The organism is Lacimicrobium alkaliphilum, assembly GCF_002591895.1.
Lineage (GTDB): Bacteria > Pseudomonadota > Gammaproteobacteria > Enterobacterales > Alteromonadaceae > Lacimicrobium > Lacimicrobium alkaliphilum.
Genome location: NZ_NISX01000002.1, coordinates 207,328 through 230,947, shown reverse-complemented (window position 1 = coordinate 230,947; position 23,620 = coordinate 207,328). Strand labels below are relative to the sequence as shown.

General features: G+C 49.5%; 23 protein-coding genes. 9 read left to right on the top strand and 14 right to left on the bottom strand.

The features are described from left to right. Positions 1-99 precede the first annotated feature (99 nt). Both yaaA and CDA54_RS02950 read left to right on the top strand, forming a co-directional pair. On the top strand, positions 100-873 hold the full coding sequence (yaaA, locus tag CDA54_RS02955; RefSeq protein WP_099033509.1) for a peroxide stress protein YaaA: 774 nt from the start codon (positions 100-102) through the stop codon (positions 871-873). Between the two features lie 14 nt (positions 874-887). Continuing rightward, positions 888-2,681, top strand: coding sequence for a tetratricopeptide repeat-containing sulfotransferase family protein (locus CDA54_RS02950; protein ID WP_099033508.1), 1,794 nt, complete (start codon positions 888-890; stop codon positions 2,679-2,681). A 34-nt stretch (positions 2,682-2,715) separates the two neighbouring features. Here the strand turns inward: CDA54_RS02950 and CDA54_RS02945 are convergent, their stop codons facing one another. The 6 genes from CDA54_RS02945 to CDA54_RS02915 form a co-directional block, all read right to left on the bottom strand. Continuing rightward, complete coding sequence (locus CDA54_RS02945) at positions 2,716-3,270, bottom strand: Hsp20/alpha crystallin family protein (protein WP_180237097.1); 555 nt, start codon at positions 3,268-3,270, stop codon at positions 2,716-2,718. Between the two features lie 92 nt (positions 3,271-3,362). Continuing rightward, positions 3,363-3,839 carry an Hsp20 family protein gene (locus tag CDA54_RS02940; RefSeq protein ID WP_099033506.1) on the bottom strand — a complete coding sequence of 159 codons (477 nt, stop codon included), beginning with the start codon at positions 3,837-3,839 and terminating at the stop codon, positions 3,363-3,365. A 316-nt stretch (positions 3,840-4,155) separates the two neighbouring features. Further along, positions 4,156-4,581, bottom strand: a complete 426-nt coding sequence (locus CDA54_RS02930) for a DUF4426 domain-containing protein (protein WP_099033504.1) — start codon at positions 4,579-4,581, stop codon at positions 4,156-4,158. Positions 4,582-4,643: 62 nt separating this feature from the next. Next, entirely contained in the window at positions 4,644-5,189 is a 546-nt protein-coding gene (locus CDA54_RS02925) for a YggT family protein (RefSeq protein ID WP_099033503.1), read from the bottom strand. Between the two features lie 86 nt (positions 5,190-5,275). Beyond that, entirely contained in the window at positions 5,276-6,094 is an 819-nt protein-coding gene (proC, locus tag CDA54_RS02920) for a pyrroline-5-carboxylate reductase (protein WP_099033502.1), read from the bottom strand. Between the two features lie 47 nt (positions 6,095-6,141). Then, a complete protein-coding gene (locus CDA54_RS02915) occupies positions 6,142-6,852 on the bottom strand; it encodes a YggS family pyridoxal phosphate-dependent enzyme (protein ID WP_099033501.1) in 711 nt (236 codons plus the stop codon). Between the two features lie 114 nt (positions 6,853-6,966). Between CDA54_RS02915 and CDA54_RS02910 the strand changes: the two genes are divergently transcribed. From CDA54_RS02910 to CDA54_RS02895, 4 genes are all read left to right on the top strand, one after another. After that, positions 6,967-8,004 carry a type IV pilus twitching motility protein PilT gene (locus CDA54_RS02910; protein WP_099033500.1) on the top strand — a complete coding sequence of 346 codons (1,038 nt, stop codon included), beginning with the start codon at positions 6,967-6,969 and terminating at the stop codon, positions 8,002-8,004. Between the two features lie 10 nt (positions 8,005-8,014). Then, positions 8,015-9,127 carry a PilT/PilU family type 4a pilus ATPase gene (locus CDA54_RS02905; protein WP_099033499.1) on the top strand — a complete coding sequence of 371 codons (1,113 nt, stop codon included), beginning with the start codon at positions 8,015-8,017 and terminating at the stop codon, positions 9,125-9,127. Positions 9,128-9,163: 36 nt separating this feature from the next. Continuing rightward, on the top strand, positions 9,164-9,535 hold the full coding sequence (locus CDA54_RS02900; RefSeq protein ID WP_229748021.1) for a putative signal transducing protein: 372 nt from the start codon (positions 9,164-9,166) through the stop codon (positions 9,533-9,535). Positions 9,536-9,617: 82 nt separating this feature from the next. Beyond that, positions 9,618-10,097: an aminoacyl-tRNA deacylase gene (locus tag CDA54_RS02895; protein ID WP_099033498.1), complete on the top strand. Its 480-nt coding sequence runs from the start codon at positions 9,618-9,620 to the stop codon at positions 10,095-10,097. Positions 10,098-10,280: 183 nt separating this feature from the next. On the opposite strand, the gene ruvX is transcribed toward CDA54_RS02895, so the two are convergent. The 5 genes from ruvX to CDA54_RS02870 all read right to left on the bottom strand — a co-directional run bounded on the left by ruvX (position 10,281) and on the right by CDA54_RS02870 (position 14,176). Continuing rightward, positions 10,281-10,700 (bottom strand): Holliday junction resolvase RuvX, encoded by a 420-nt coding sequence (gene ruvX, locus CDA54_RS02890; protein ID WP_099033497.1) that lies wholly within the window; start codon positions 10,698-10,700, stop codon positions 10,281-10,283. A 177-nt stretch (positions 10,701-10,877) separates the two neighbouring features. Continuing rightward, positions 10,878-11,435, bottom strand: coding sequence for a YqgE/AlgH family protein (locus tag CDA54_RS02885; RefSeq protein WP_099033496.1), 558 nt, complete (start codon positions 11,433-11,435; stop codon positions 10,878-10,880). 29 nt (positions 11,436-11,464) lie between these two features. Further along, positions 11,465-12,421, bottom strand: coding sequence for a glutathione synthase (gene gshB, locus CDA54_RS02880; RefSeq protein ID WP_099033495.1), 957 nt, complete (start codon positions 12,419-12,421; stop codon positions 11,465-11,467). 55 nt (positions 12,422-12,476) lie between these two features. After that, the gene (locus tag CDA54_RS02875) at positions 12,477-13,439 is read right to left on the bottom strand and encodes a tetratricopeptide repeat protein (RefSeq protein WP_099033494.1); all 963 of its coding nucleotides are present in this window, start codon (positions 13,437-13,439) and stop codon (positions 12,477-12,479) included. Continuing rightward, positions 13,436-14,176, bottom strand: a complete 741-nt coding sequence (locus tag CDA54_RS02870) for a hypothetical protein (RefSeq protein ID WP_099033493.1) — start codon at positions 14,174-14,176, stop codon at positions 13,436-13,438. The genes CDA54_RS02875 and CDA54_RS02870 overlap by 4 nt, the downstream gene beginning before the upstream one ends. 100 nt (positions 14,177-14,276) lie before the next feature. Between CDA54_RS02870 and CDA54_RS02865 the strand changes: the two genes are divergently transcribed. Then, entirely contained in the window at positions 14,277-15,428 is a 1,152-nt protein-coding gene (locus CDA54_RS02865) for a sensor histidine kinase (protein WP_099033492.1), read from the top strand. Next, a complete protein-coding gene (locus CDA54_RS02860) occupies positions 15,425-16,075 on the top strand; it encodes a response regulator (protein WP_099033491.1) in 651 nt (216 codons plus the stop codon). Before CDA54_RS02865 ends, CDA54_RS02860 begins: the two co-directional genes overlap by 4 nt. A gap of 8 nt (positions 16,076-16,083) precedes the next feature. Here the strand turns inward: CDA54_RS02860 and CDA54_RS02855 are convergent, their stop codons facing one another. From CDA54_RS02855 to CDA54_RS02845, 3 genes are all read right to left on the bottom strand, one after another. Next, positions 16,084-16,812 carry a 16S rRNA (uracil(1498)-N(3))-methyltransferase gene (locus tag CDA54_RS02855; RefSeq protein ID WP_099033490.1) on the bottom strand — a complete coding sequence of 243 codons (729 nt, stop codon included), beginning with the start codon at positions 16,810-16,812 and terminating at the stop codon, positions 16,084-16,086. Positions 16,813-16,960: 148 nt separating this feature from the next. After that, positions 16,961-20,740 (bottom strand): translocation/assembly module TamB domain-containing protein, encoded by a 3,780-nt coding sequence (locus tag CDA54_RS02850; RefSeq protein WP_099033489.1) that lies wholly within the window; start codon positions 20,738-20,740, stop codon positions 16,961-16,963. Then, positions 20,740-22,434, bottom strand: a complete 1,695-nt coding sequence (locus CDA54_RS02845) for an autotransporter assembly complex protein TamA (RefSeq protein ID WP_180237096.1) — start codon at positions 22,432-22,434, stop codon at positions 20,740-20,742. Before CDA54_RS02845 ends, CDA54_RS02850 begins: the two co-directional genes overlap by 1 nt. A 237-nt stretch (positions 22,435-22,671) precedes the next feature. Here CDA54_RS02845 and CDA54_RS02840 point away from each other — a divergent pair, with 237 nt between their 5' ends. Further along, positions 22,672-23,517, top strand: coding sequence for a mechanosensitive ion channel family protein (locus tag CDA54_RS02840; protein ID WP_099033487.1), 846 nt, complete (start codon positions 22,672-22,674; stop codon positions 23,515-23,517). The last annotated feature ends 103 nt before the right edge of the window (positions 23,518-23,620 follow it).

Genomic DNA, 23,620 nt, shown 5'->3' with positions numbered 1-23,620 from the left:
GCTATGTTTTTTACTATCCCCTCAATCGGCTAAATTGATTTGAGCCAGGGACGTCATCTGGCTATAGTAGCGGTCTTTTACAGCGAGGCCTAAGCGACTATGTTGATTGTTCTCTCCCCGGCGAAAAATCTCGATTATGACACTCCAGCCCCCATCAATACTCACAGCCAGCCAGAGATGCTGGACGATGCATCTGAGCTGATTCAGGTATGCCGTGGCTTATCGCCACAACAGGTCAGCAGCCTGATGAAAATCAGTGACAAACTGGCCCATCTGAACGTGGAGCGCTATCACAACTGGAGCCGCCCGTTTACTGTCAGGAATGCCAAACAATCGTTGCTGGCCTTTAATGGCGATGTGTATACGGGGCTTGAAGCGCAAAGTTTGTCTGAGGCGGAGCTGGACTATGCACAGAAACATTTGCGGATTCTTTCCGGGCTATACGGATTGTTGAAACCCCTGGATTTGATGCAGCCTTATCGGCTGGAAATGGGCACCAGGCTGGATAACGCCAGGGGTAAAGACCTGTATCAGTTCTGGGGCGACAAAATCACAGAGAAACTGAATCAGTCAATGCAGGCACAGGGTGATAACGTTTTGGTGAATCTGGCCTCTAACGAGTACTTTAAATCTGTGCGCCCGAATAAACTGGAGGGTGCGATTGTGACCCCGGTATTTAAAGATCAGAAGAACGGAAAGTATAAGGTTATCAGTTTTTACGCTAAGAAAGCCCGCGGTATGATGGCTCGCTATATTATTCAGAATCAGATTCGTGAAGTGAAGGACTTACAAGGCTTTGACACGGCGGGCTATCGCTATGCACAAGACCAGTCCAGTCAGCAAAATCCGGTATTTATTCGTGACGAGCAATAACAACAGGAAATAAAATGGAACAACAGGCGCTGGAGCAGCTTAAGCAATACTTTTCACAGGGGCGTTTGAATGAGCTGGAAGCGGGAGCCAGTGAGCAGCTGAAATCTGATCCTGAACATCCGTTGTTGCACAAAATGCTGGGCATCTGTTTATTTCAGCGCGGTGAATTTCGCCAGGCCCAGACATGTTTTGAAAAAGCTCTGGAGCTGGAGCCTGGTGATGCTAACTGTCTGAATAATCTCGGTAGTACTTATCTGTTCCAGAATAAGCACAGTCAGGCTGCGGCTTTTTTCAGGCAGGCGCTGGAGCAGGGCGATAATCCGGAATGGCATCGTAATCTTGGTACCTGCTACTTTGAACTTGGGCTGTTTATTCGCGCCGCTGAGCACTATAAAAAGGCCATTGAGGGCGGAATTAATGACGACACGATGTTGGTTCGTCAGATTGAAACCTTAAAAAGTGCCAGTCGCTTTAAACAGGCTCTGTCCATTGCCGAACAAATCTCTGATGGCGCGCAAAGTTTGGTGGAAAAAGCTGCTATCCATGTGGCGGCCAACCGGCCACAGCAGGCAAAATCCTGTCTTTCCAGAGCGCAGGGGCAGTTTCATTTCAGTGAGCCGCAATTACAACGGCTGCATGATATTTACCGCTTTTTAGGTGATCGTGAGAACGAATTAAAGATTGTCAGCCGTTTTGCGAATGGCAATCCACAGGAGCAATTGCTGGCAGCCGTCATGCAGCCAGAACTATCGGATCAGCAACTGGCCGCGCTGGAACAGGATCCCCGTCTTAACCATTGCCAGAACCAGGTGAAGGCTACCTTTTTCTTTATTCTTGCCAGTCACTATAAAAAGCGTGATAAAACCCGCTGGCTGGCATTGCTTAAACAGGCAAATCAGATTCAGGCGGGTGGTCAGAAAGTGGACATCAGTACCCAGCTTGAATGCTTTGAGAAAATACCCCAGCACTATGCGGATTACAAAGAGCTCGAGGCGCAACAATCCAGTCGTAAACCGGTTTTCATTCTGGGAATGCCCCGCTCCGGTACCACATTAGTTGAATCCATCCTGGGCAACCACGCCGCGATTTTTGCAGGCGGAGAATCGACACTGGCAGAAAGTCTGCTTGGCGAACTTAACCCGGAGGTACCAAAGCAAACACATCCTCATCAGTTAAGGTTGAACTACCTGAATGGACAACTGACGGAAGAACAGCTGCAGCAGTTCAGTGATGACTATGTTGCGGGTCTGAACGAGTACTCAGATGATGCCAGCTATGTGACCGATAAAATGCCTCATAATTTTATGCATCTGGGCTGGTTAGCCAGAGCATTGCCCGAAGCCACCTTCATTCATTGTCAGCGAGATCCTATCGCTACCTGCCTGTCTATTTTTGAACAGAATCTGAGCCCTTTTCATCGTTATGGTAATGATCTGACAACGCTGGCTGAATATTATCAGGGCTATGAGGCGCTGATGGCGTTCTGGGAGCAGGAATTTGCCGGGCGGATTATTAACGTTAACTATGAGCAGCTGATAGATGCCCCTGAGCAGGCCTTAGCGCCGGTGCTAGAGCAACTTGGTCTGAAATGGCACAAGGATATGCTGGATCTTGAAAATACTGAGCGCAGTGTGACAACGTCCAGTTTGCAGCAGGTCAGAAAAGGCATCTATAAGGACGCCCTGACACCTTATAAGGGGCTGGAGTCAGAGCTGCAACCGCTGATGGCGTTAAAATCCAAGCATAAAAGGAATGCAGAGAATATTCCACAAAACAAAAAGGGCTGGCTGAGAAGGTTATTTGGCTGAGCGAAAAGGGCAGGCCCTCGGCCTGCCCTGTGTGTTATTGACTGATAGCGATTTTCCTGGTTTCTGGTCGTTTGCCTCCCCGTCTTGGAATGGTCAAGTTTAGAATGCCGTCTTTGAGAGATACCTGAATTTCATCTGCATTGGCATCATCAGGCAATGACAGCGTGCGGGCAAAGCTGCCGTAGTTGCGCTCAATCCGGTAATAGTGGCGATCTTTGTCTTCCTTCTCTTCCTTCTTGTGGCCACTGATACGCAGAATATCGCCGCTCACCTCAATGTCCAGATCCGATTCCGCCATCCCCGGTGTTTCCAGGCTGATCAAATACGCGCTGCCATCGCCTGAGACATCAAGACTCGGTCTGAATGATGACAGATTATTGCCTGCAAGGCCTGGTACCCCAACGCCACGGAAAGCTGACTCAAACAGTCTGTCGATTTCCTGATGCAATTGTGCCATAGGGTATACCGGGTGTTCAGTCACACCGGTCACCTCATTATTGCCACTGCGCCTGACCGGTATTTGCGTATCTCTCCCCTGGAGTTCCTCATGTTTAAACCAGTTCCAGGGGTTCAGTTTATCCAGTTTCATAAACATTCCTCCCGTATAACCATGTTAATGGAAACAACCTTAAGTTCGATAAGTCTGGGGTGACGGCCTGCCGCCACCCCAACTAAGCCGTATCAGGCAGCCTTCTGGTTGTCGCCTTTCTTATGCTCCAACTGCTGGCTGTTGTCGGCGTTTATGGCAATGGTGCGTGGTTTCATCTCTTCCGGGAGTTCTTTCACCAGCTGGATGGTGAGCAGACCGTTATTGAGATCGGCACCTGTTACCTCTACATGATCCGCAAGGTTAAACTTGCGTTCGAAGGAACGGGTAGCAATACCCTGATAGAGATATTCCCTGCTACTGTCTTTGTCCTCTGCTTTGTTGCCGCGTACGGTCAGTACGCCTTTTTCTACCTGAATATCCAGTTCCTCACGATTAAAACCGGCAACGGCCAGGGAAATGGCATACTTGTTCTCAGATACCATTTCGATGTCGTAGGGCGGATAATTACTGGTAGCCGCGTCAGAGCGAAGCGCCTTATCCAGCAACGAAGGCAGACGATCAAAGCCAATAGTACTGCGATAAAGTGGAGTAAAATCAATTGAGTTCATAACATATCCTCCTCGAAGCAATATGCAAATAAACAACCGGTATGACCGGCAACCTGAGGGTTACTCTGATTCAGACATAACCCTCTCAACTCAATAAATAGTGTTTGCAACAGGCCTTTCAAGAGAGGATAAACGGACTTTTTAGAATGTTTTTTGCTAAAAAAACAGCTGGAAATAAACACCATTTATTTAGCCATGAAAGGGCAATATAACCACAGAGGCACGGAGGACACAGAGAGGGTTGGATTGACATCCTTAAATACTCTGTGCTCTCCGTGCCTCTGTGGTTAACATGGCTTTTGGGGGACTTGCAGGATTATTCGCTATAAAGCTTCTGGCTGAACTTCAGGGTCTGGCGCTCTGTGCCCTGATTCAGGTCAATCTCAAAGCGATACTGTTCCTGGTCGCGAAAACTCAGCGTGGCGATATAGTAGATTGAATCGCCTTCGATCACTTCTCTGAACTCGAGTTTTTTGCGGGTTCCAATCAGGTTTGTGGCGTTGCCAGTGACCAGTAAGTTCTCTGTTTCGCTGGTTTCCTTATCCAGTACCGACACGTTAATCAGAGCATTATACTTACTGCGCTGAATACCATAGCTGCGAGCCACCTCTGGGGTGAGAAAGGTGCTGGTAAGTACCATATAGTGCACATCCCAGTTACCCAGCGTTTTCTTTTGCTCTGCGTGGCTGACAACCGGCAGTAATAAGCCGCAGAACAAAAGCGCAGTTAACCATCTTTTCATCATACACTCCGTAGGTTACTTTCCCTTTAGTATAGCCATGCTGACTATCACTGAAATTCTGATCAGAAATAATATCCCAATAGATCCTGCAGTAATATTTGTATAAATTGCAGAGCGATAATTGCTACCAGCACTGACAAATCCAGCCCGCCAATAGGGGGAATAATCCGTCTTATCGGGGCCAGAAAAGGTTCTGTGAGCTGATGCAGCACAAGTTCCATCGGGTTTTGCCCCTGACTAATCCAGCTAAGGATCGCGCGCAGAATCAACACCCAGAACACCAGTGACAGACCTTCTTTAACGACGATCAGCACCGACGTAGTGATTACACTGACCGGATTAAAACCACCTCCACCTAACATCAGGGTTAATACAATGACTTTAGCTATGGCCACCAGAATTGCCAGCACCAGGGTGGCAGTGTCGAGTCTTCCCAATGAAGGAAGAATACGTCGTAACGGCCCGACAACAGGATGTGTGGCTTTTACCACAAACTGGCTGAATGGATTGTAAAAATCAGCCCTGGCCAGTTGCAGCCAGAGTCTGAGTAACACCACCATCAGGTAAAGGTTGAACAATACGCTGACCAGAAAATGTATCGAATTCATAAATGCAGGACTCCTTGGTCCGAACCGGCGGTGCCCTGGGCACCGCTATCTGTTAATGCTATCTGACAATCGTTGCGGAGACAGGCTCAGAACGTTTTTGCCATTTCACCGGCACGTTTTACGGCCGCCTGCATGGCACCGCTGACGAGCTCACGAATACCGTTTTCTTCAAAGTGATTCAGTGCGGCGGCGGTAGTGCCAGCCTTGGAGGTCACCTGGGCACGTAATTCACTGATCTCCAGCTGCGGATTATTACACACCATTTGCGCAGCGCCGAGCATGGCTTGTTGCACCAGCAATCGTGATGTCTGATTGTCAAAGCCCATTCTCTTCGCTTCATCCTGCATGGATTCCAGAAACAGGAAAAAATACGCCGGGCTGCTGCCGGCAGCAGCCGTCACGCCATTGATCATCGCTTCATTATCTACCCATGCCACTTCGCCTACTTGTTTGAGGAGCTCACCGGCAAATTCACGATCGGTCTGACTGACCTGAGCATCGGCGTACAGGCCAGTCATTCCAAGCCCCAGTGCACTCGGCGTGTTAGGCATGGTACGCACCAGTGGATAGTCTCCACCGAGCATTTGTTGCAGACGGGCTGATTCAATACCGGCAGCGATGGAGACAAAGAGCTTTCCTGTCAGGTCGGTTTGTTGCAGGTTTTGACAGACCTCTTCCATTAACTGAGGCTTCACCGCAAGCACGATAACCTCTGAGGCCTTTACTGCCTCTGAGTTATCCTGGGTAATATGAATGCCCTGATTTTTTTGCAGAGCATCGAGTTTGGGACGTGAAGGGTTACTGGCGGTGATCAGCTCTGCCGGATACCCGCTGCTGACCATCCCGCTGATAATACTGCGGCTCATATTGCCGGCACCGATAAAGGCCACTTTTCTGTGTTGCATAAAAGACTAATACCCTTGTTTTTATGAGTTTTCTGCGCCGGGGTCGATCAAATCGTCATCTGATTGCTATTACCCCGGGCACCGAAGATTGCCGTGCCCAATCTTACCATAGTTGAACCGGCTTTGATGGCATTGTGCATATCCCCCGACATACCCATAGACAACGTATCAGCCTGAGGGAAACGAGCCTGCAGGCCATCAAAGAGTCGTCGCATACGCATGAATATTGCCAGTTGCTGGGCGTCGTCCAGGCCAGCGGACGGAATCGCCATTACCCCCCGAAGACTAAGATTAGGCAACCTGTCGATTTGTTCGGCCAGAGCAAACAGTTCTGTTTCGTTTTCCAGTCCTGATTTGCGTTCATCATGACTGATGTTGATTTGTATCAGTACATTTAACGCAGGCATGTTATCAGGGCGCTGTTCGTTCAGGCGTCTGGCAATTTTGAGCCTGTCCAGTGACTGCATCCAGTCAAAATGTTCGGCTACGGCACGGGTTTTGTTAGACTGCAAGGGGCCGATGAAATGCCATTCAATGTCAGGGAGATCGCGCAGGGCCTGAATTTTTTCCACCCCTTCCTGTACATAGTTTTCACCGAATTGACACTGGCCAGCGGCGTAGGCCTGGCGAATATCTTCGATAGGCTTGGTTTTACTGACAGCCAGTAATTTCACCTGTTCGGGCACAAGTCTGGCCGATTGGCAAAGCTGGCGAATGGAATCTGATGCGCTTTCTAGTCGTTCTGCTATGGTTTTCATTATCTGTCCGGATTGCGATCGCCGATTGTCCTATGGTTATGTGGAAACATACCGTATTTAAGGTAAATATGTGATAGATCTGGACTTATTCTTTCTTATCAGACGGAGTCGGCTGTGGATATTACCGAACTTTTAGCCTTTAGTGTCAAGAACAAAGCCTCTGATCTGCATCTTTCTGCAGGTTTACCACCGATCATCCGGGTAGACGGTGAAATACGTCGCCTGAATGTACCGGAAATGGATCATAAGCAGGTACATGCGCTGGTTTATGAGATCATGAATGATAAACAGCGCAAAGAATACGAAGAAAATTTGGAAACGGATTTTTCCTTTGAGGTTAAAGGTTTGTCCCGCTTCCGTGTGAACGCCTTTATGCAAAACAGGGGGGCTGCAGCAGTGCTGCGGACCATACCCAGCGAAGTTCTGACGCTGGATGATCTGGGTGCACCTCAGATCTTTAAAGAGATTATTAATCAGCCCACAGGTATCGTGCTGGTTACCGGTGCTACCGGGTCTGGTAAGAGTACTACGCTGGCAGCGATGATTGACCATATTAATACTAACAAGCGTGAACATATTCTCACTATTGAAGATCCTATTGAGTTTGTGCATGAAAACAAACTCAGCATCCTTAATCAGCGTGAAGTGCATCGTGATACCCACAGCTTTAATAACGCCTTGCGCTCTGCTTTGCGGGAAGACCCGGATGTGATTCTCGTTGGGGAGTTACGGGATCTGGAAACGATACGCCTGGCCATCTCGGCAGCGGAAACCGGTCACCTGGTATTTGGTACTCTGCACACCAACTCAGCACCAAAAACCATTGACCGTATTATTGATGTCTTTCCCGCGGAGGAGAAAGGAATGGTGCGATCCATGCTCTCTGAATCGTTGCGGGCGGTTATTTCTCAGACTCTGCTGAAGAAAAATGGTGGTGGGCGTATTGCGGCCCATGAGATCATGCTCGGCATTCCGGCAATTCGTAATCTGATTCGCGAAGATAAAGTGCCGCAGATGTACTCGGTGATCCAGACTGGCCAGTCGCATGGGATGCAGACTATGGACCAGTGTTTGCAGCGTCTGGTGGCCATGGGTCAGATCAGCGCTCAGGATGCAGCGGCGAAGTCCATCGATAAAAAACCTACCCTTTAGGAGGTCTTTCATGAATATGCGCCCCTACTTAGAGCAGATGGTGGATGAAGATGCTTCAGATATCTTTATTACCGTCGGCTTTCCCGTCAGCGCTAAAATTAATGGGGTGATGACCCATCTTGATGAGACACCGCTGAGTGAAGAGGACTCTCTGGCATTGGTACATAGTCTGATGTCGGATAAGCAAAAACAGGAATTTGAACAAACCAAGGAATGTAATTTTGCGGTTGCCGAAGATGGCATCGGGCGTTTTCGCTGCAGCGCTTTCTGGCAGCGCGATTTGGCAGGCATGGTGGTGCGGCGAATTGTTACTCAGATCCCACAGGTAGAGTCTTTGGGGCTGCCACCGGTGCTGAAAGATATTATTATGTCCAAGCGCGGGCTGGTGCTCTTTGTTGGTGGTACCGGCACGGGTAAGTCCACATCTCTGGCCGCCTTAATAGGCCATCGTAACCGCAACTCCAAAGGTCATATACTGACTATCGAAGATCCCATTGAGTTTGTCCATGAGCATGAGAATTGCGTGGTGACACAGCGAGAAGTGGGTATCGATACCCAGACCTTCGACGATGCCCTGAAGAGTTCTTTGCGCCAGGCCCCGGATGTCATTCTCATTGGTGAGATCCGCTCCATGGAAACCATGGAATATGCCATGTCTTTTGCCGATACAGGGCACCTTTGTGTGGCGACGTTGCACGCCAACAATGCCAACCAGGCCATTGAGCGGATCATGCATTTAGCACCGAAGGATCAGCATGACAAACTGCGCTTCGACCTGAGTCTGAATATCCGCGCTATTGTTGCTCAGCAATTAGTACCAACAGCCGATGGTAAGGGCCGGGTCGCAGCGATTGAGATTCTGCTGAACTCGCCCCTGATACGGGATCTGATCCAGCGTAACGAAATCGGTGGATTAAAAGAAGCGATGCAAAAGGGTAAAGAGTCCGGCATGCAGACCTTCGATATGGCGCTGTATGAATTGTTTAAGGCAGGCAGTATTACTATGGATCAGGCACTGCATCATGCCGACTCGCCAAATGACTTGCGTCTGATGATCAAGCTGGACAAAGGCGATGGCCCGGAGCTGGGTTCCTTGTCGAATGTGTCTATTGATATGGATTAACTGAAGAACTAATCCGTTATCAGTTATCAGGTTTCAGTGAGACAGAAAATAGGTTTTGGTCTGAACAAGGGGGCATTGGTGCTCAAGGTATATAGCAGCGAAGATCGTTTTATGGTCCAGCAAATTAAAGATCTCCTGGAGAGTAAAGGCATCCATTGTTTTATCAAAAATGAATTTGCTATTGGCGGTGCAGGTGACCTGTCGCCTTTTGATTGCTGGCCTGAAGTCTGGGTCACCGATAATGACTGGAAAAGCAAAGCACAAAGCCTGATAAAAGACATCGAAACGCAGTGGCAGCAAGGCACAGAGTGGTGTTGTGATAATTGTGGAGAGACCAATGGCGGTGGTTTTGAACTGTGTTGGCAGTGCGGCGCGCAGGCGCCCGTTACATTGCCCAGTGATAAGTAGCTGAGGTTAAAAATTTCTCATAAAAGACGGAAGTTTGACTATACTCAAAAGCCAGTATTGCTACCATGGGAAGAACCCGATAATGAGTCTCTCGCAACGTGTATTGTCTTACCTTGATGAACAAAAGGTCCGTTACCAGACCCTTTTTCATGATCATTCATTCAGTTCTCTGGGCAGTGCTATTGCAGCCCATGTGCCATCAAACAAGGTAGCGAAGGCGGTCCTCCTTGAGGACGATAATGGCAGCCGGATGATGGCAATATTGCCCGCTGACAGTAAAGTGGATCTGGCTGGTATCAACGATATGCTGAATCGCCGTTTCCGCTTGATGAAGGAGCAGCAGCTATATCGCTATTTTGAAGACTGTGAAAATGGTGCAATTCCGCCTTTGGCTCAGGCGTATAATCTGGAAGCCATTGTTGATCACAGCCTGATGGATTTACCTGATATTTACTTTGAAGGTGGAGACCATCGCTGCCTGGTGCATCTTTCGCAAACGGATTTCTCCCGCATGATGCGCCACGCTCTGCATGCCAATATCAGCAAGCCGGTGTTTCATTAAGCCACATTGAGCCAGCAAAAAGCATCCTTTCAAGGATGCTTTTCATTGTTTCGGGCTACCTGTAAATCCTTGCACAATCTTATCCAGTTCACCATTATCCTGCTGAGCCTGAATAAAGGCATTCAGAACCGGTAAATGTGATTGCCATAAAGATAAGGGAGAGTATTACCCAGCTGCTCAGATTTAGCTATTCATCCAGCTTTCCAGAATCAGGCAGGCGGCGACGCTATCTACCTTGTGTTTATCCAGCTTTTTGAAGCCACCTAATTCAAACAGCCTGGCTCGGGCATCGGCACTGGTCAAGCGCTCATCACAGGTATAAACGGGGATCCTGAATCTGGCATGCAGGCGATTGGCAAATTTCTGTGCCGCGAAGGTAACATGTTGTTTGCTGCCATCCATGTTCAGCGGTAACCCTACCACCATCGCGGCTGGCTGCCACTCCTGAAACAGTGCATCAACTTTATCCCAGTCTGGAATACCGTCCCGGGCCGTTAGCGCGGCAAGTGGTGCCGCGGTGCCTGTAATCTGCTGCCCGGTGGCTACGCCAATACTTTTGGTGCCAAAATCAAAGCCCAGCACGGTGTTGTTTGCATTGCTCATAGGTTCAGGTTGGACTTCAGCCCGGCAAAGGTGTCAGTGAGAGGATGGGTTGTTGGAATCGCCGGAAAAACGTTGCAGACATTTCCGGCATACCGTCCATCCATGGACATACATTCTGACCTCCTGTACAGAATAATCTGCTGGCTATTATTCCTCAACTTTCACTCCTTACTCAGCTCACGCATGACCTGAGCCCGGCGCCAGTTGCCAGATATCTACTCCCAGTTTTTTTACCGCGGCTTCCCATTTTTTATGTACGGGCACGTCAAATAATAATTCGGTATCGGCTTCGATTAACAACCAGGAATTTTCCTGGATCTCTTCTTCCAGTTGCCCTGCACTCCACCCTGCATAACCTAAGGCTACCAGAGATTTTTCCGGGCCTTTATTGTTACCCAGTGAACCAAGAATATCTTTAGAGGTGGTGACCATAATCTCTGAAGTGAGCGCCATGCTCGAACTCCATCCTGGCTGTGTACTATGCAGAATAAAGCCTCTGTCCTGGCTGACCGGTCCTCCCGCAACAACGATTTGCTCTGCTTTATCATTGTTGACTTCGATATCTTTATCCACTTGCCGGAGCATTTCTTTTAAACTCAAACCGGCAGGCTGATTGGTGACAATGCCCATCGCTCCATGTTCATTGTGTTCGCAGATATAGGTCAGCGAACGGGAGAAGTAGGGGTCCTCCAGACTGGGCATGGCAATCAGAAAGTGATTTTCAAAGCTTTTCATTGCACTGACTCGTTAATAAAAGATACTTCCTATATAGGGGCTGACTGTCTTCTTTCAATGGCATCGAAGAGCATTGCACAGATATTGATATCAAATTCAGCTTCGATTTCACGTACACAGGTGGGGCTGGTAACATTAATTTCTGTCAGTTTGTCACCGATGATATCCAGGCCTACAAACAGCAGGCCTTTTTCCACCAGCTTCGGGGCGATGGCTTCGGCAATAGCACGATCTGAATCAGACAGAGGTTGGGGGCGGCCGGTACCGCCTGCTGCCAGATTACCGCGGGTTTCTCCCTGACTGGGTAGTCTCGCCAGAGCATAGGGTACCACCTCGCCATCCACTACCAATACCCTTTTATCACCCTCGCTGATGGCTGGCAGATACTCCTGAATCATCGCCAGCTGTTGGCCATGATTGGTCAGCGTTTCAATCACCACCCCCAGATTATTACCATCTTCTTTAATCCGGAAGATAGACGCACCGCCCATACCATCCAGTGGTTTACAGATAATATCTTTGTGTTGCTTATGAAACGCCCTGATTAATTTTTGCTGGCGGGTAACCAGCGTAGCCGGGCAAAACTCAGGGAACCAGGCGGCGAACAACTTCTCGTTGCAATCGCGCAGACTCTGGGGGTTATTGACCACCATTGCTCCTTGTTGCCCGGCAAGCTCAAAAAGTTGAGTGGCATACAGATACTCACTGTCAAAAGGTGGATCCTTGCGCATCAGAAGAACATCCAGCTCACCCATAGGGCGATATATTTCTTCACCCAGATCAAACCAGTTTTGCGGATCTTCCTGGACGCTTAGCGGCTGCATTCTGGCCATGGCCTTGCCATTGTCGAGATAAAGATCTGACATTTCCATGTAGAAGATTTGGTAGCCACGGTGCTGAGCTTCCAGCAACATAGCAAAACTGGTGTCTTTGTTAATCTTGATATGGGTGATGGGATCCATCACGATGCCGAGTTTAAGGCTCACAGACTATCCTGACTGAAAAGTTGATTTCCTTTAATAGTCATTTGCATGGGACTTTTCAACTCCGTTGAAGCTGTTTTTTAACCCGTTCCAGCAGCTGGTTATCCTCAACAGTCAGCAGACTCTGGTAAATTTCCATAGCCTGTTGTTTCTCACCTTTAAGCTCAAGAAGGTTGGCCAGCCTGAATCTGGCCCAGTATTTTTCCGGTAACTGTCTGCTGTCAGGCGCTTTTTGAATATAGTGTTGCAGGGCCTGAATGCCTTTTCCGATAAAACTCTGAGCCAACACGGCGGTGCGACCGATTTGGTATAGCGCGCTGAAACTTATGGTGTTTGATTGTTCATCGGCGTCAGGCAGAACCGAGGCTTTTTCAAATAACTTTTGTGCCTCAAGGAACTGCTTTTTTTCCTGTAAATTTATTGCTTCCAGATAATGGAAGTCTGATTTATTTCTGTAGTGCTGCCGTGCCCGGAACATGAGCTCTTCATATTTCTGCTTATGCCCGGTCTCTTTAAAATAAATCAGCCTGGCTTTAATTCCGGCGAGTGTATTTTCTTTTTCAATCGCCTCTACCTGTGCCAATGCTGCTTCTTCATCGCCGCCAGCTATACCGGGAGCCTGAAGGTAAAACAGGAGTAGTCCCTGACGAAATTGCACATTATCAGGAGCCAGCTCGACAGCTTTTTTAAATCCTCTGAGTGAATCTTTGGCGTAGCCATAAGCTGAGAAAATACTGCTGTTGGAGGCCTGGCTGGCCATTATCGAACCTTTTACAAAATGAGCCAGGGGGTTTTCAGGTGCTTGCTCCAGGGCTTGTTCGATCCAGTCCTCAGCCTTGTCCAAATCCTGATTTTGCCAGATTCTTGCGAGATAAATCCTGGCGTCGGGCTCTGTCTGTAGTGCCAGAAACATCTTTTCAGCCTTTTGACTGTCGCCCTGCTGATAGACCGCGATAGCCGTTTGCAAATCCGCCCGGGCGCAGGTCGTTATCAGTAAAAGGAGGATAAACCAATACTTCATTTGGACTCCTTGATTTGAGCGAATTTGTTGGTGTATTTGCGTGACTGGCGGGCGATGATGATGGTGCCAATGACGCCCGGTGCAATCCAGGCCAGTAATTGAATATAGCCGCTATCAGCCAGTACCACTCTGGCACCAAAGGCCAGAAAGGCGGTGTAGGCGCCTATACCGGAGCCGATCATGGCGCCAAGGTGTTCTACCCACCATTGCATAGGCCTGATCGTGGCTCTGAAGACGTAGTGCAACATGCCCGTGGAGATAAACAGACCTAAAGGGCCAAAAACCAGAAATAGTGTTTTACCTGAGCTAATCCCCACAAGGGTAAGGACAATGGCTGAGATAAACAGAACGAAGAGCAAACTCAGATGAGAGAATCTGCGCAGTGGTCTGCGGTCCTGTTTGCAACGTAATACCAGAATGCCGTGGCGCACGGAGGTCAGCACCAACCAGCTTAAAAAAAGCAGAAAACCTGAAAATATACGGATCTGGTTACTGATCTGAGTAGCTTGATCAGCAGAGACGCCTTCTCCGTGGATTGTCAACGGATTCGTCAGCACAAGGATGGACATAACCAGCCCGCTGCCAGCCACCAGATACATAACATTGGCGTAGTAGTGGCCAAACTTAATGTGATCCAGACTCCCTTTTTTCATCAGAGCCGGTGCCCAGAACAATAACAGGGCTGCAGTACCGACAGCGATATGAAACATCAGCAGAATATTGTGTAGCATTAACATCAGACTCTCCTCTATTGAGGGCCCAGTGTAGTGTGGGGCGTATTCCGGCCACAGTGCCAGAAGTCACGATTTAACAGATGACTTATGGCCTATTGGCCCGATGCGCAAATTCACTTATGCTCAGGCAATGAAACTCTCTAACAAGTTTGATACCGAAATCCTGAGTGCGCTTTTGACCTGGGCGCTGGTGGCTGGCTCCTCGGTGTATTTTCTGCAGCGCCAGATTGGCTGGGATCACTGGCGGGTGCCCGTTGCAGTACTTTGCTATGTGCTGTTTATCGTCTTGTTTATGGCGGTGATCAGAGACAAGCCATACTCCCGTGACAAGACCATACGCTGGACATTACTGCTGTTGTTATTTGTACTGGTGGTGGGGATATACCTGCTGGTACCTTATAGCTACGGTGCCATTTTAATGGTTTTGCTGTCAGCGGTTGTTCCCCATCTGCTCTCGTTTCGGGCTGCAGTGTGGCTGTCACCACTGTGGTCGCTGCCTCTGTATCTGGTGCTGGAATTCTACTGGCAGGAAGAATATGCAGGCATTACCTCGCTGTTGTTCTGGAGCTTCAATCTGTTTGCTCTGATTATGATGAATACGGCGGTGAAGGAGCAGCGGGCCAGAGCTGAGGCCGAACAGAAAAACCGTGAACTCCTCGCGACTCAGGCGCTGTTAGGGCAGGCCAGTAAACAGGCTGAACGTACCCGTATCTCCAGAAATATTCATGATCTGCTCGGCCATCATTTAACCGCCCTTTCTATTAATCTTCAGGTTGCTCAGCGAAAAACCGAAGGTGAAGTGCGCCAGCTTATGGAGCAAAGCCACGGTATCGCTGCGTTACTGCTCAGCGATGTGCGCGAAGCAGTATCGGATATGCGTCAAAGTTCGGCGATTAACCTGGACCAGGCCCTGACACTGCTGACCAGCGAGGTGCCACGGTTAAAGGTGACGCTGGAGTGCAATACCCAGGTGGCGGATATTGAGCAAGCCAACACGATTTTAATGTGCGTACGTGAAAGTCTTACAAACAGTTTGAAACACAGTGATGCAGATAAAATGTTTATTCGGCTCGATAAGGAGTCGGGTCAGCTGAATCTCAACATTCGGGATAATGGCGGAACCACCCATTTTACTGCCGGAAATGGGCTAAACGGGCTGAGAGAAAGGGTTCAGGCTCTCGGCGGGAAGGTTGGATATCATGTTACAGACAAGAGCTTCTCTACCCATATCAGTTTACCGGAGGAGAGGCCGTGATTAAGTTACTGTTGGTAGATGATCAGCAACTCTTGCGCCAGGGCATTGCCAGTTTACTGGGTTTGTCGGAGCAGGTAGAACTGGTTGCCCAGGCCGCAGATGGTGAGCAGGCCCTGAACTGGTTAACCGAAAATCCCGGCGCTGTGGATGTTATCCTGATGGATATTCGCATGCCCAGAATGGACGGTATTCAAACCCTGACTGAGATGGCAGCGCAAGACATTGCTGTACCCGTAATTATTCTTACTACTTTTGATGATCATGACTTGTTGTTAAAGGCCCTTAAGGCCGGTGCCAAAGGCTATCTGCTTAAGGATGTTTCATTAGAGAATCTGGTAGCCGGTATTGAAGCTGTACATCGTGGTGAGACACTGATTCAGCCTGCTATCACGTCGACGCTGATGGACTCACTGAAAGGGCTGAAATCGGATTTTGAACATTACCAGCAGCCTGAAGTTATGTCGGATAAAGAGCTTGAAATTCTGCGTCTGATGGCGGCCGGCTGTAGCAACAAAGAAATTGCTCAGTCGCTGTTTAAATCTGAGGGAACCGTAAAAAATCAGGTATCTAACCTGTTGGCCAAGCTGGGAGTGCGGGATCGTACCCGGGCGGTACTCAGAGCCATTGAACTTGGATTAATTGGATAATTGCTGTGCTACAGATCACCAAAGCGGCTTTGCAGGCTTGTAATAGCTGCAATAGCGGCGGTTTCTGTGCGCAATACTCTTGGCCCAAGTAATGCTGGAGTAAAGCCTTGTTCCTCAGTCTGATAGACTTCCTGCTTGCTGAGGCCGCCTTCTGGCCCAATGAGTAAGCGAAAGCCGTGCTGATTCGGACTGAGATCCCTGAAAAGTTTATCTGCACCGGGATCGAGGGTCAGCCGCAGGGCATTGGTGGATTGGCGCACCCAATCACTGAACGTCGTGACCGGATGCAGTGTCGGTAAGGTGTTACGCCCACATTGCTCACAGGCACCAATAATGACTTTCTGCCATTGATGGTGCTTTTTCTGCCAGCGTTGCTGATCAATTTTGACCACACAGCGCTCAGTCAGCAGTGGCGTGATCTGTGTAACGCCGAGTTCCACTGATTTTTGCAGTACCAGCTCCATGCGATCTCCCTTGGATATCCCCTGACCAAGATGGATGGGCAACGGGGATTCACAGCTGACGCCCAGTTTGGCATCAATACTGGCCACGACTTTGCGCTTTTCTACCCGTTGCAAAGTAGCGGGGTATTCATTGCCATCACCATTAAACAGTACCACAGGATTGTCCGGTCTGAGACGCAGTACATTGGCAATATGGTTAATGGCATCGGCAGTCAGCTCCACTTCAGTATCAACAGCAAGGGGGGCGGAGTGAAAGATTCTGGGTATACGCATGACGACTTAATCGGGCTGGATGAACCAATGAGCAAGTTTAAGGTAAACAAAATCAGAAGGCTATCAGTGATCCTGATGAAGTCGTTAGGTTCACATGGCAAGCCGGGTCTGCTGTGTAGATGACGACCTGCCAATCTCCAATAAGGTGTTACTCCACCTCAAAGCTGTAATACAGGTCCATCGAGCGTTCGAGACTACTGACCGCCTCCAGCCAGAGCTGATTCATTAGATAGAAGCGTACGGTAACCTGATTGACCGGTTCAATGATGCCGACACCGTATTTAAGATAAATGCGTTCTCCAATATAACCACTGACTGTTGCCAGACTGTCACCACTGACGGCATCTGTTTCGGTGTCCAGGGTAATATCGCTGAGCAAGGGGATCTCATTCAGTGCCTCCGTCAGGCCACTGGAGCTGGTTAAATCAATACCCTGATTGGCAGCCATTACCAGTGCCATTGAACTGCTGTCTCCGCTATCAGCCCCGGGCGGACGACCACGCAGAATATAGGAAAGAATAGCGCTTTGCTCCATAGCGGGATCTGAGAACAACTCTAAAACGATATTGCTTGCCGGACCGCTCGCCTGAATACCCGCTTCCACATTGGTGCCGCGCAGTGGGCGGATAGCGCGTAGTTGTACCACCGGGTTGTCGATTGGGCCGACAAACTGCAGACGACCACTTTTTACTTGCAGGTTTTGCCCGTACGCTTTATAGGTACCCTGGGCCACATTAAGATTGCCGAAAAGCTGAAGGTCTTCTGAAACACTCTGGCGAGCCTGAAGGGCACCACCAATCTGACCCTTGAAACCAAACCCGCTGACGGCAACAGGCCTGACCATCTCTACATCCAAATCGATATCGCAGCACAGCGACGTCTGTTTTTGTTTAGCCTGCTCCCCGGCCAACTGCATATCCTCTGACACTGCGGTTGCTGAAGAGGGCAGGGTGGTCAGAGTTAAGGTGCCACTGTCGATAGCAACGCGGCCTGAAAGAGCAAGGGTATTGTCAAAGCTGAGGTTTATATCCGGGCTGACCTGAGCCTGCAGCTCGGGCATCGCCAGTATCTGCAATCCATTGCCTTTAAGACTGGCCTCCAGCTGCAAGGCATCTTGCCAGTCCGGTTTGGCCGGGTCCCAGTGGCTTTTGCCGCTAAAACTGGCACTGCCATCGCCCATGCTAAAGTCACCGTTAAAATCCAGTGCCGTACCGTTAAACCGGGTCAGCATATTCAGCGCGCGGATTTGTGTCTGACTGGAAGTCAGTTTCAAGTCCATGTTGTTGACATTCAGGTGGCCATCCAGTCTGGGCTGCTGCAGATTGCCGCTGAGGCTGATATTGGCGGCCAGTGTGCCGGTCAGTTCACTGAGCCCGGGCACCAGAGTGATAAAGCTCTGCAATGGTACAGGAGTCAGTTGCATATTGCCGGAGAGGGTCCTGTTACTGATATCATCCACTTTTAACCGGATATCCAGCAACGGCTGACGGTCAGCTTTGACTAAAGCGCCGCTGAGGCTTACCTGCTGCTGTTCCGACTGCAGCGTAAAGTTGCCCTGTTGCCAGTCGAGTAAGGTTACCTGCTCCAGCTCTGTCAGGTATTTCAGGCTACCCTGGGTACTTTTGAGGGAAATATCCAGTTGCGGCAGACCCTGTTCGGGAAAATTGACAGTACCGTCCAGGCTGGCTTTGCCCGACAGACGTTGATTGCCTTTTGTCTGATTGGCCCACTGGCCATAATCGATATCTGCGCTGATACCGATGTGTTTTGTGTCGGGCAACGTCAACGCTTGTTTCAGGCAAAGCTGGCTGTATTTTCCCTGATAACAATGGGCGTCAACGGTCAGTACCTGCTGCCCGAACGTCAGGCTGGTTTCTTGTTGCAGCTGCCAGTGTTCCTGCAAAGCTTTGAGTTCCAGTTGTTTTAACTGTCCCATCCACTGCTGTTGCTGCAAGTCAGCTTGCCCTGTCAGCGCGATATGTGCCTGTATATCTCCATCAATGTTTAGCTGCAATTGATGTTGTGCTTCAGTGCCTGACAGTGAAAGACTGGCATGTAACAGTTGCTGTGAATCAATATTAATCGTCGGGGCTACTATCTGCGCGTTTAACTCAGCATTTTCTCCATGCTGATAGTCGCCACTAAAGCGTGTGTCTGTTGCCTGGTATTGGGCATATTGCAGGCGTTTAAAGCTCCCTTCTATTTCAACCCTGGGACTGCTGCGCTTACCACTGAGGGTAAAGGTCGACTCTGCCTGACCTTCAAGCTGATTCAGCAACAGGCTCAGGTCGTTACTTTGCCATTGCCCCTGTAATGCCAGCTGATTATCAATCTGTCCGGATATTTCCACCCGGCTACCTAAGGCCAGTGCGCTGAGCTGAAGATTGCGAACAATGGGTAGATCCGGAGCCTGTTCGATTCGCCCCTTAGCGGATAAGGATAAGGGCGTATCGGCAAGCGTACCGGAGAGCTCCAGTGTCTGAACATCCCCTTGCCAGTGGTTATCCCGCATTGTACCTTCAACAGCAAACTGGCCTTTGATTTCACCACTGTAGGGCAGTAGCGGTGTATTCAGGGCGAGGTGTTTTATTTCACCGTTAAGCCGGGCTGTCAGCTGCTCGCTGTAACCGATATTCCCCCTGAGTGTCAGCGCGGAATCCGTGCCTTCATCGGTAAATTTCAGGTCTGTTATCTGAATATTACCCTTTGTGTGGCTGGCGTTGAGCAACAGGCGGGCATTTTGGGTTTCCCCAAAGCCCAGGCCTGAAAAGCCAAGCCTGGCGGATAAATTCTGTTGCTGCATATCTCCCTCAACACGCCCCTGTGCATCAGAGAGGGTCAGGTTCGCCTGCTCGGGGTGGGGTATAAGAGCCTGAAGCTTGCCAGGTCGCAATGTCCAGTCAATGACAAAGGGTAATCGCTGATCAGTGACATTGGCTTTGGCTGTCAGGGACAATAACTTATCCTCAATCAGTGAGGCATGAAGCTGATTTAAATCACCGCTTAGGTTGACCTTCCAGTTACCCGGTTCCAGTTGGGAAGGCATCAGATCCTCAGCCGGTGTAACATTGCCGGTCAGATTCAGCGGATAGGGATGTTTCAGCGTTGCCTTGCTCTGCAGCGATATTGAGGCCATGTCTGTCACCTGAACAATCAGTTCGCTGATACTCAGCTTGTCGTCAAGCCAGCTCAGTTGGAGTCTCAGTTGTGGGATCGCATTTTTATTGCTCCCTTGTTCTATCAGCGTGTTGTTGAGCTGCAAATCCTCGACTCTGGTATTTACCGGCGCAACCATGTGCGGCAAGGAGGCAAGAGGCCAGGTATCGCTCTCTGGCGCTTCAGTACTGGTCGGGAGTATTACGTGCAGGTCAGACAAACGCAGCCCTGATAAGGTAAAACGTTGCTTTTCAAGCCGGGCAGCAGTTTCTAGCATTTTCCAGCTAAGGGTGGTATCAGCGCTATGCAGGCTGAAGTCTTCCAGATGCAGTCGCGCGAGGCGAACTGGCGGCAGCCAGTCCGGTAATTCGATCTGCTGTGTTCCGGTAAATGCTGTTGATGAATCGTTATCAGGAACCGGCGTTTCTGATGCCAGTGTTATTTTAATCTGCCTGGCGCCAAGGGCCTGAAACTCAATTCTGGGAAGCAGCAGTGCCCGTGCAGAGATATTCATGTTAAGTTGCGCGGCAGATAACTCAAGGCTGTTGTCTTTATATCTGAGCCCGCTAATAGTGAGCCCACTTAACAGGCTGCCTGAGACATTTTTATAGTGCAGTGTCGGCAGTTGTTGCTTTGCCTGTTGAAGTAACCACTGACTACCACTGTTTGTTGCGCCAGCCCAATAAACTGCTAACACAACCAACAGGAATATTGCTGCCAGTATCATCAGGGTCCAGCGTAGCAGGCGTTTAGCGTTACTCTTCAATGCCATCAGAGTTCTGCCCCCATGCTGATATGCAATCGTGGTTTATCCTCGTCGAATCCATAGGCCACCTCCACGCGAATCGCACCGACAGGTGAAAGCCAGTGCAGTCCGGTTCCTACAGACTGCTTCAGCGTAAAATTGCCACGATTAAACGCGTTTCCGGCGTCAGTAAACAGGGCCAGGCGCCAGCTGTCATTAAGGTAGTACTGATATTCTGCTGAGGCCACGGCGAGTAATTTACCGCCTACCACTATCTCATCCTGGCCTTCGGCGGTATCTACGGTGATGCTCGGACCCAGGCTGTTATACGCGAAGCCCCGGATACTCTGGTCACCGCCGGCGAAAAAACGCAGTGAGGGGGCCAGATCTTCAACGCTATCAGTGCCGGTGATATTGGCACCGAGGTGACCGCGTAACACCAGTCTGTGATTGTTCCAGCTATCCAGCCATTTCCAGAACGCCGTTGCTCTGAACAAACGGCCTCCGGAACCCAGAGCATCATCGGTGGCTTCGAGTTCATAGCTTTGCAAAAAGCCGGAGGACGGATCCCTTACCGATCCCTGTCTGCGGGTTCGTGACAGGGCTATACCAGGGAGCAGATAGTTGCCATCGTAATCAATACCCTCCAGTGACCATTGTTCAGACAACCAGCGTAACTGAGTTCTGAATATCCAGCGCCCCTTGATATCCTGCCTGATGACGGCGCCATGCTGAAGGGTGCTGGTCAAATCGCCAAAATCGTTCTGCTCAAGCCCTAGGCGTAACTGATAGTGTTGGTTGTTCGGGTCTTCGCCCGGTATCTGATAGAGGAAATTCAGATACGGATTGACCGTGGAATAGCGAATTGTAGTCTGTTGGCTATGCCCGTGGCGGTTTACCCTGGGGGTCTGCCAGTTAAATTGTGCCCTTGCACCGGTATCGGTTACATAACCAACGCCTACCTGAAAACTATGCTGGCTTGCATCACTGAGCTTGACCTGAATCGGCACGCGTTGATCTTCTGCCCTGGCAATCTGCGGGATGACCCGAATTTCACCGAAGTAACCCGATTGACGCAAAGCCGACTCCAGTTTACTCAGTTGTGATATCTGGTAGAAATCATCCTCGTGTAACGGCGATAATCGTTCGAGTATCTCTGGTGACAGAGAAGAACCGGTAAATGTAATCTTGCCCAATCGGTATCTGATACCAGAGTCATAGTGCAGCGAAATGCTGGCCTGGTTCTGCCCCTTGTTCACAAGCAGCTGACGCTCAACCCACTCGCCATCGAGATAGCCCTGGTTACGGGCATAGTTGTGGATGTCGCTCTTCCAGCTTTCATATTGGCCGTGGTTCAGCACTTGGCCCTGATTATTGCTGATACGCTGCAATATCTCCTCAAAGCCCTGATCTTCAGAGCCCTTGCCACTTATCTTCAGGTTCAGCTCTGTGATCAGCGTGGGCGAACCGGGTGTGACCACCAGTGTTGCCTGCACAGGGCTGGCTTCACGGTTTAGTTGCATTTCAATAATGGCATTGTTGTAGCCAAGGGCAATCATCGCCTGTTCACTGCGTTTGGGTACATTAGCGAGAAATCTGTTGACTTGCCCCGGCTCTGAGGGCAGTGACCCGAGATGAGCAAGAATATTCTGCTTTTGTTGATCATCGACGCCCTTGAAATCAATGGTTATGGCCTCTTCGGCGAACGAGATGGCAGGCATTAAAAGCATTAAAAATAACAGGTTCAGCCAACATGGTATTTTGTTCCGGCGGGTAGGATTTTTCGGGGGAAAAGTGATCAACGTAGTGCTTTCGTCCGTTTTGGAAATGCCAGTAATAATGCGAATACTAGCAAGTATTTCCTCCCTTGTACCAGTGCGGACTGAGAAAACACTGGCTCAGGTGCAGGGGCTTCTATTATGCTTTAGCTGTTTTGTTTTTTAATCGGGAGTGAATACATGTTCGAAACAGAAAGAATGGCCGAGATGATTGATACCTATTTGATTCCATGGGGGATTAATATCGCGCTGGCGCTGCTTATTTTTGTGGTGGGTCGTATTGTGGTGGGGATCATCGTCGGTCTGTTCGGCAGAGTGATGGCCCGTTCCAAATATGACGCCATGCTGGTGAGTTTTATCCAGTCCATCATCCACGCCCTGTTGATGCTGTTTGTGATCATCGCCTCTTTGGATAAACTTGGCGTCGATACCACTTCAATGGTTGCCATATTTGGTGCGGCGGGTCTGGCGATTGGTCTGTCGATGAAAGACTCGCTGCAGAATTTTGCTGCAGGGGTGTTGTTGTTGGTATTCCGGCCATTCAAAGCTGGAGATTACGTTGAGGCAGCCGGTACCGCCGGGTCAGTGAAACATATCGGTATTTTTACCACCATTTTTAACACCCCGGACAATAAAATGGTGATCGTGCCAAATGGTGCTATTTATGGTGATAACATCGTCAACTATTCAGCGATGGATACCCGTCGTGTAGATATGGTAGTGGGCATCAGCTATGACAGCGACTTACGCAAGGCCAAACAGATCCTGCAGGAAATGCTCGAAGCCGATGAGCGGGTGTTGAAGGAGCCGGCTATTCAGGTAGCTGTGTCTGAACTGGCTGACAGCAGTGTCAATTTTGTGGTCAGACCCTGGGTAGCGACGGGCGACTACTGGCCGCTTAAGTTTGATTTCACCGAAGCGGTTAAGTTGCGCTTTGACAAAGAAGGCATTGGCATTCCGTTCCCGCAAATGGATGTGCATGTGCATAAAGATGAGCAGGAAGCGGAAGAGAAAGCGTCAGAGTAATTTCAAAGGGTATAAAAAAGGGCACAATTCAGTGTAATGCCAGTCAGTTAAACTGACTGGCATTTTTTATACCCCTTCAAGCTTTCCACTAAAGCAGATAACC

Coding starts and splice junctions, on each gene's coding strand:
- yaaA (WP_099033509.1), top strand. CDS start 100: ATGTTGATTGTTCTCTCCCCGGCGAAAAATCTCGATTATGACACTCCA.
- CDA54_RS02950 (WP_099033508.1), top strand. CDS start 888: ATGGAACAACAGGCGCTGGAGCAGCTTAAGCAATACTTTTCACAGGGG.
- CDA54_RS02945 (WP_180237097.1), bottom strand. CDS start 3,270: ATGAAACTGGATAAACTGAACCCCTGGAACTGGTTTAAACATGAGGAA.
- CDA54_RS02940 (WP_099033506.1), bottom strand. CDS start 3,839: ATGAACTCAATTGATTTTACTCCACTTTATCGCAGTACTATTGGCTTT.
- CDA54_RS02930 (WP_099033504.1), bottom strand. CDS start 4,581: ATGAAAAGATGGTTAACTGCGCTTTTGTTCTGCGGCTTATTACTGCCG.
- CDA54_RS02925 (WP_099033503.1), bottom strand. CDS start 5,189: ATGAATTCGATACATTTTCTGGTCAGCGTATTGTTCAACCTTTACCTG.
- proC (WP_099033502.1), bottom strand. CDS start 6,094: ATGCAACACAGAAAAGTGGCCTTTATCGGTGCCGGCAATATGAGCCGC.
- CDA54_RS02915 (WP_099033501.1), bottom strand. CDS start 6,852: ATGAAAACCATAGCAGAACGACTAGAAAGCGCATCAGATTCCATTCGC.
- CDA54_RS02905 (WP_099033499.1), top strand. CDS start 8,015: ATGAATATGCGCCCCTACTTAGAGCAGATGGTGGATGAAGATGCTTCA.
- CDA54_RS02895 (WP_099033498.1), top strand. CDS start 9,618: ATGAGTCTCTCGCAACGTGTATTGTCTTACCTTGATGAACAAAAGGTC.
- ruvX (WP_099033497.1), bottom strand. CDS start 10,700: ATGAGCAATGCAAACAACACCGTGCTGGGCTTTGATTTTGGCACCAAA.
- CDA54_RS02885 (WP_099033496.1), bottom strand. CDS start 11,435: ATGAAAAGCTTTGAAAATCACTTTCTGATTGCCATGCCCAGTCTGGAG.
- CDA54_RS02875 (WP_099033494.1), bottom strand. CDS start 13,439: ATGAAGTATTGGTTTATCCTCCTTTTACTGATAACGACCTGCGCCCGG.
- CDA54_RS02870 (WP_099033493.1), bottom strand. CDS start 14,176: ATGTTAATGCTACACAATATTCTGCTGATGTTTCATATCGCTGTCGGT.
- CDA54_RS02865 (WP_099033492.1), top strand. CDS start 14,277: ATGCGCAAATTCACTTATGCTCAGGCAATGAAACTCTCTAACAAGTTT.
- CDA54_RS02855 (WP_099033490.1), bottom strand. CDS start 16,812: ATGCGTATACCCAGAATCTTTCACTCCGCCCCCCTTGCTGTTGATACT.
- CDA54_RS02850 (WP_099033489.1), bottom strand. CDS start 20,740: ATGGCATTGAAGAGTAACGCTAAACGCCTGCTACGCTGGACCCTGATG.
- CDA54_RS02845 (WP_180237096.1), bottom strand. CDS start 22,434: ATGCCTGCCATCTCGTTCGCCGAAGAGGCCATAACCATTGATTTCAAG.
- CDA54_RS02840 (WP_099033487.1), top strand. CDS start 22,672: ATGTTCGAAACAGAAAGAATGGCCGAGATGATTGATACCTATTTGATT.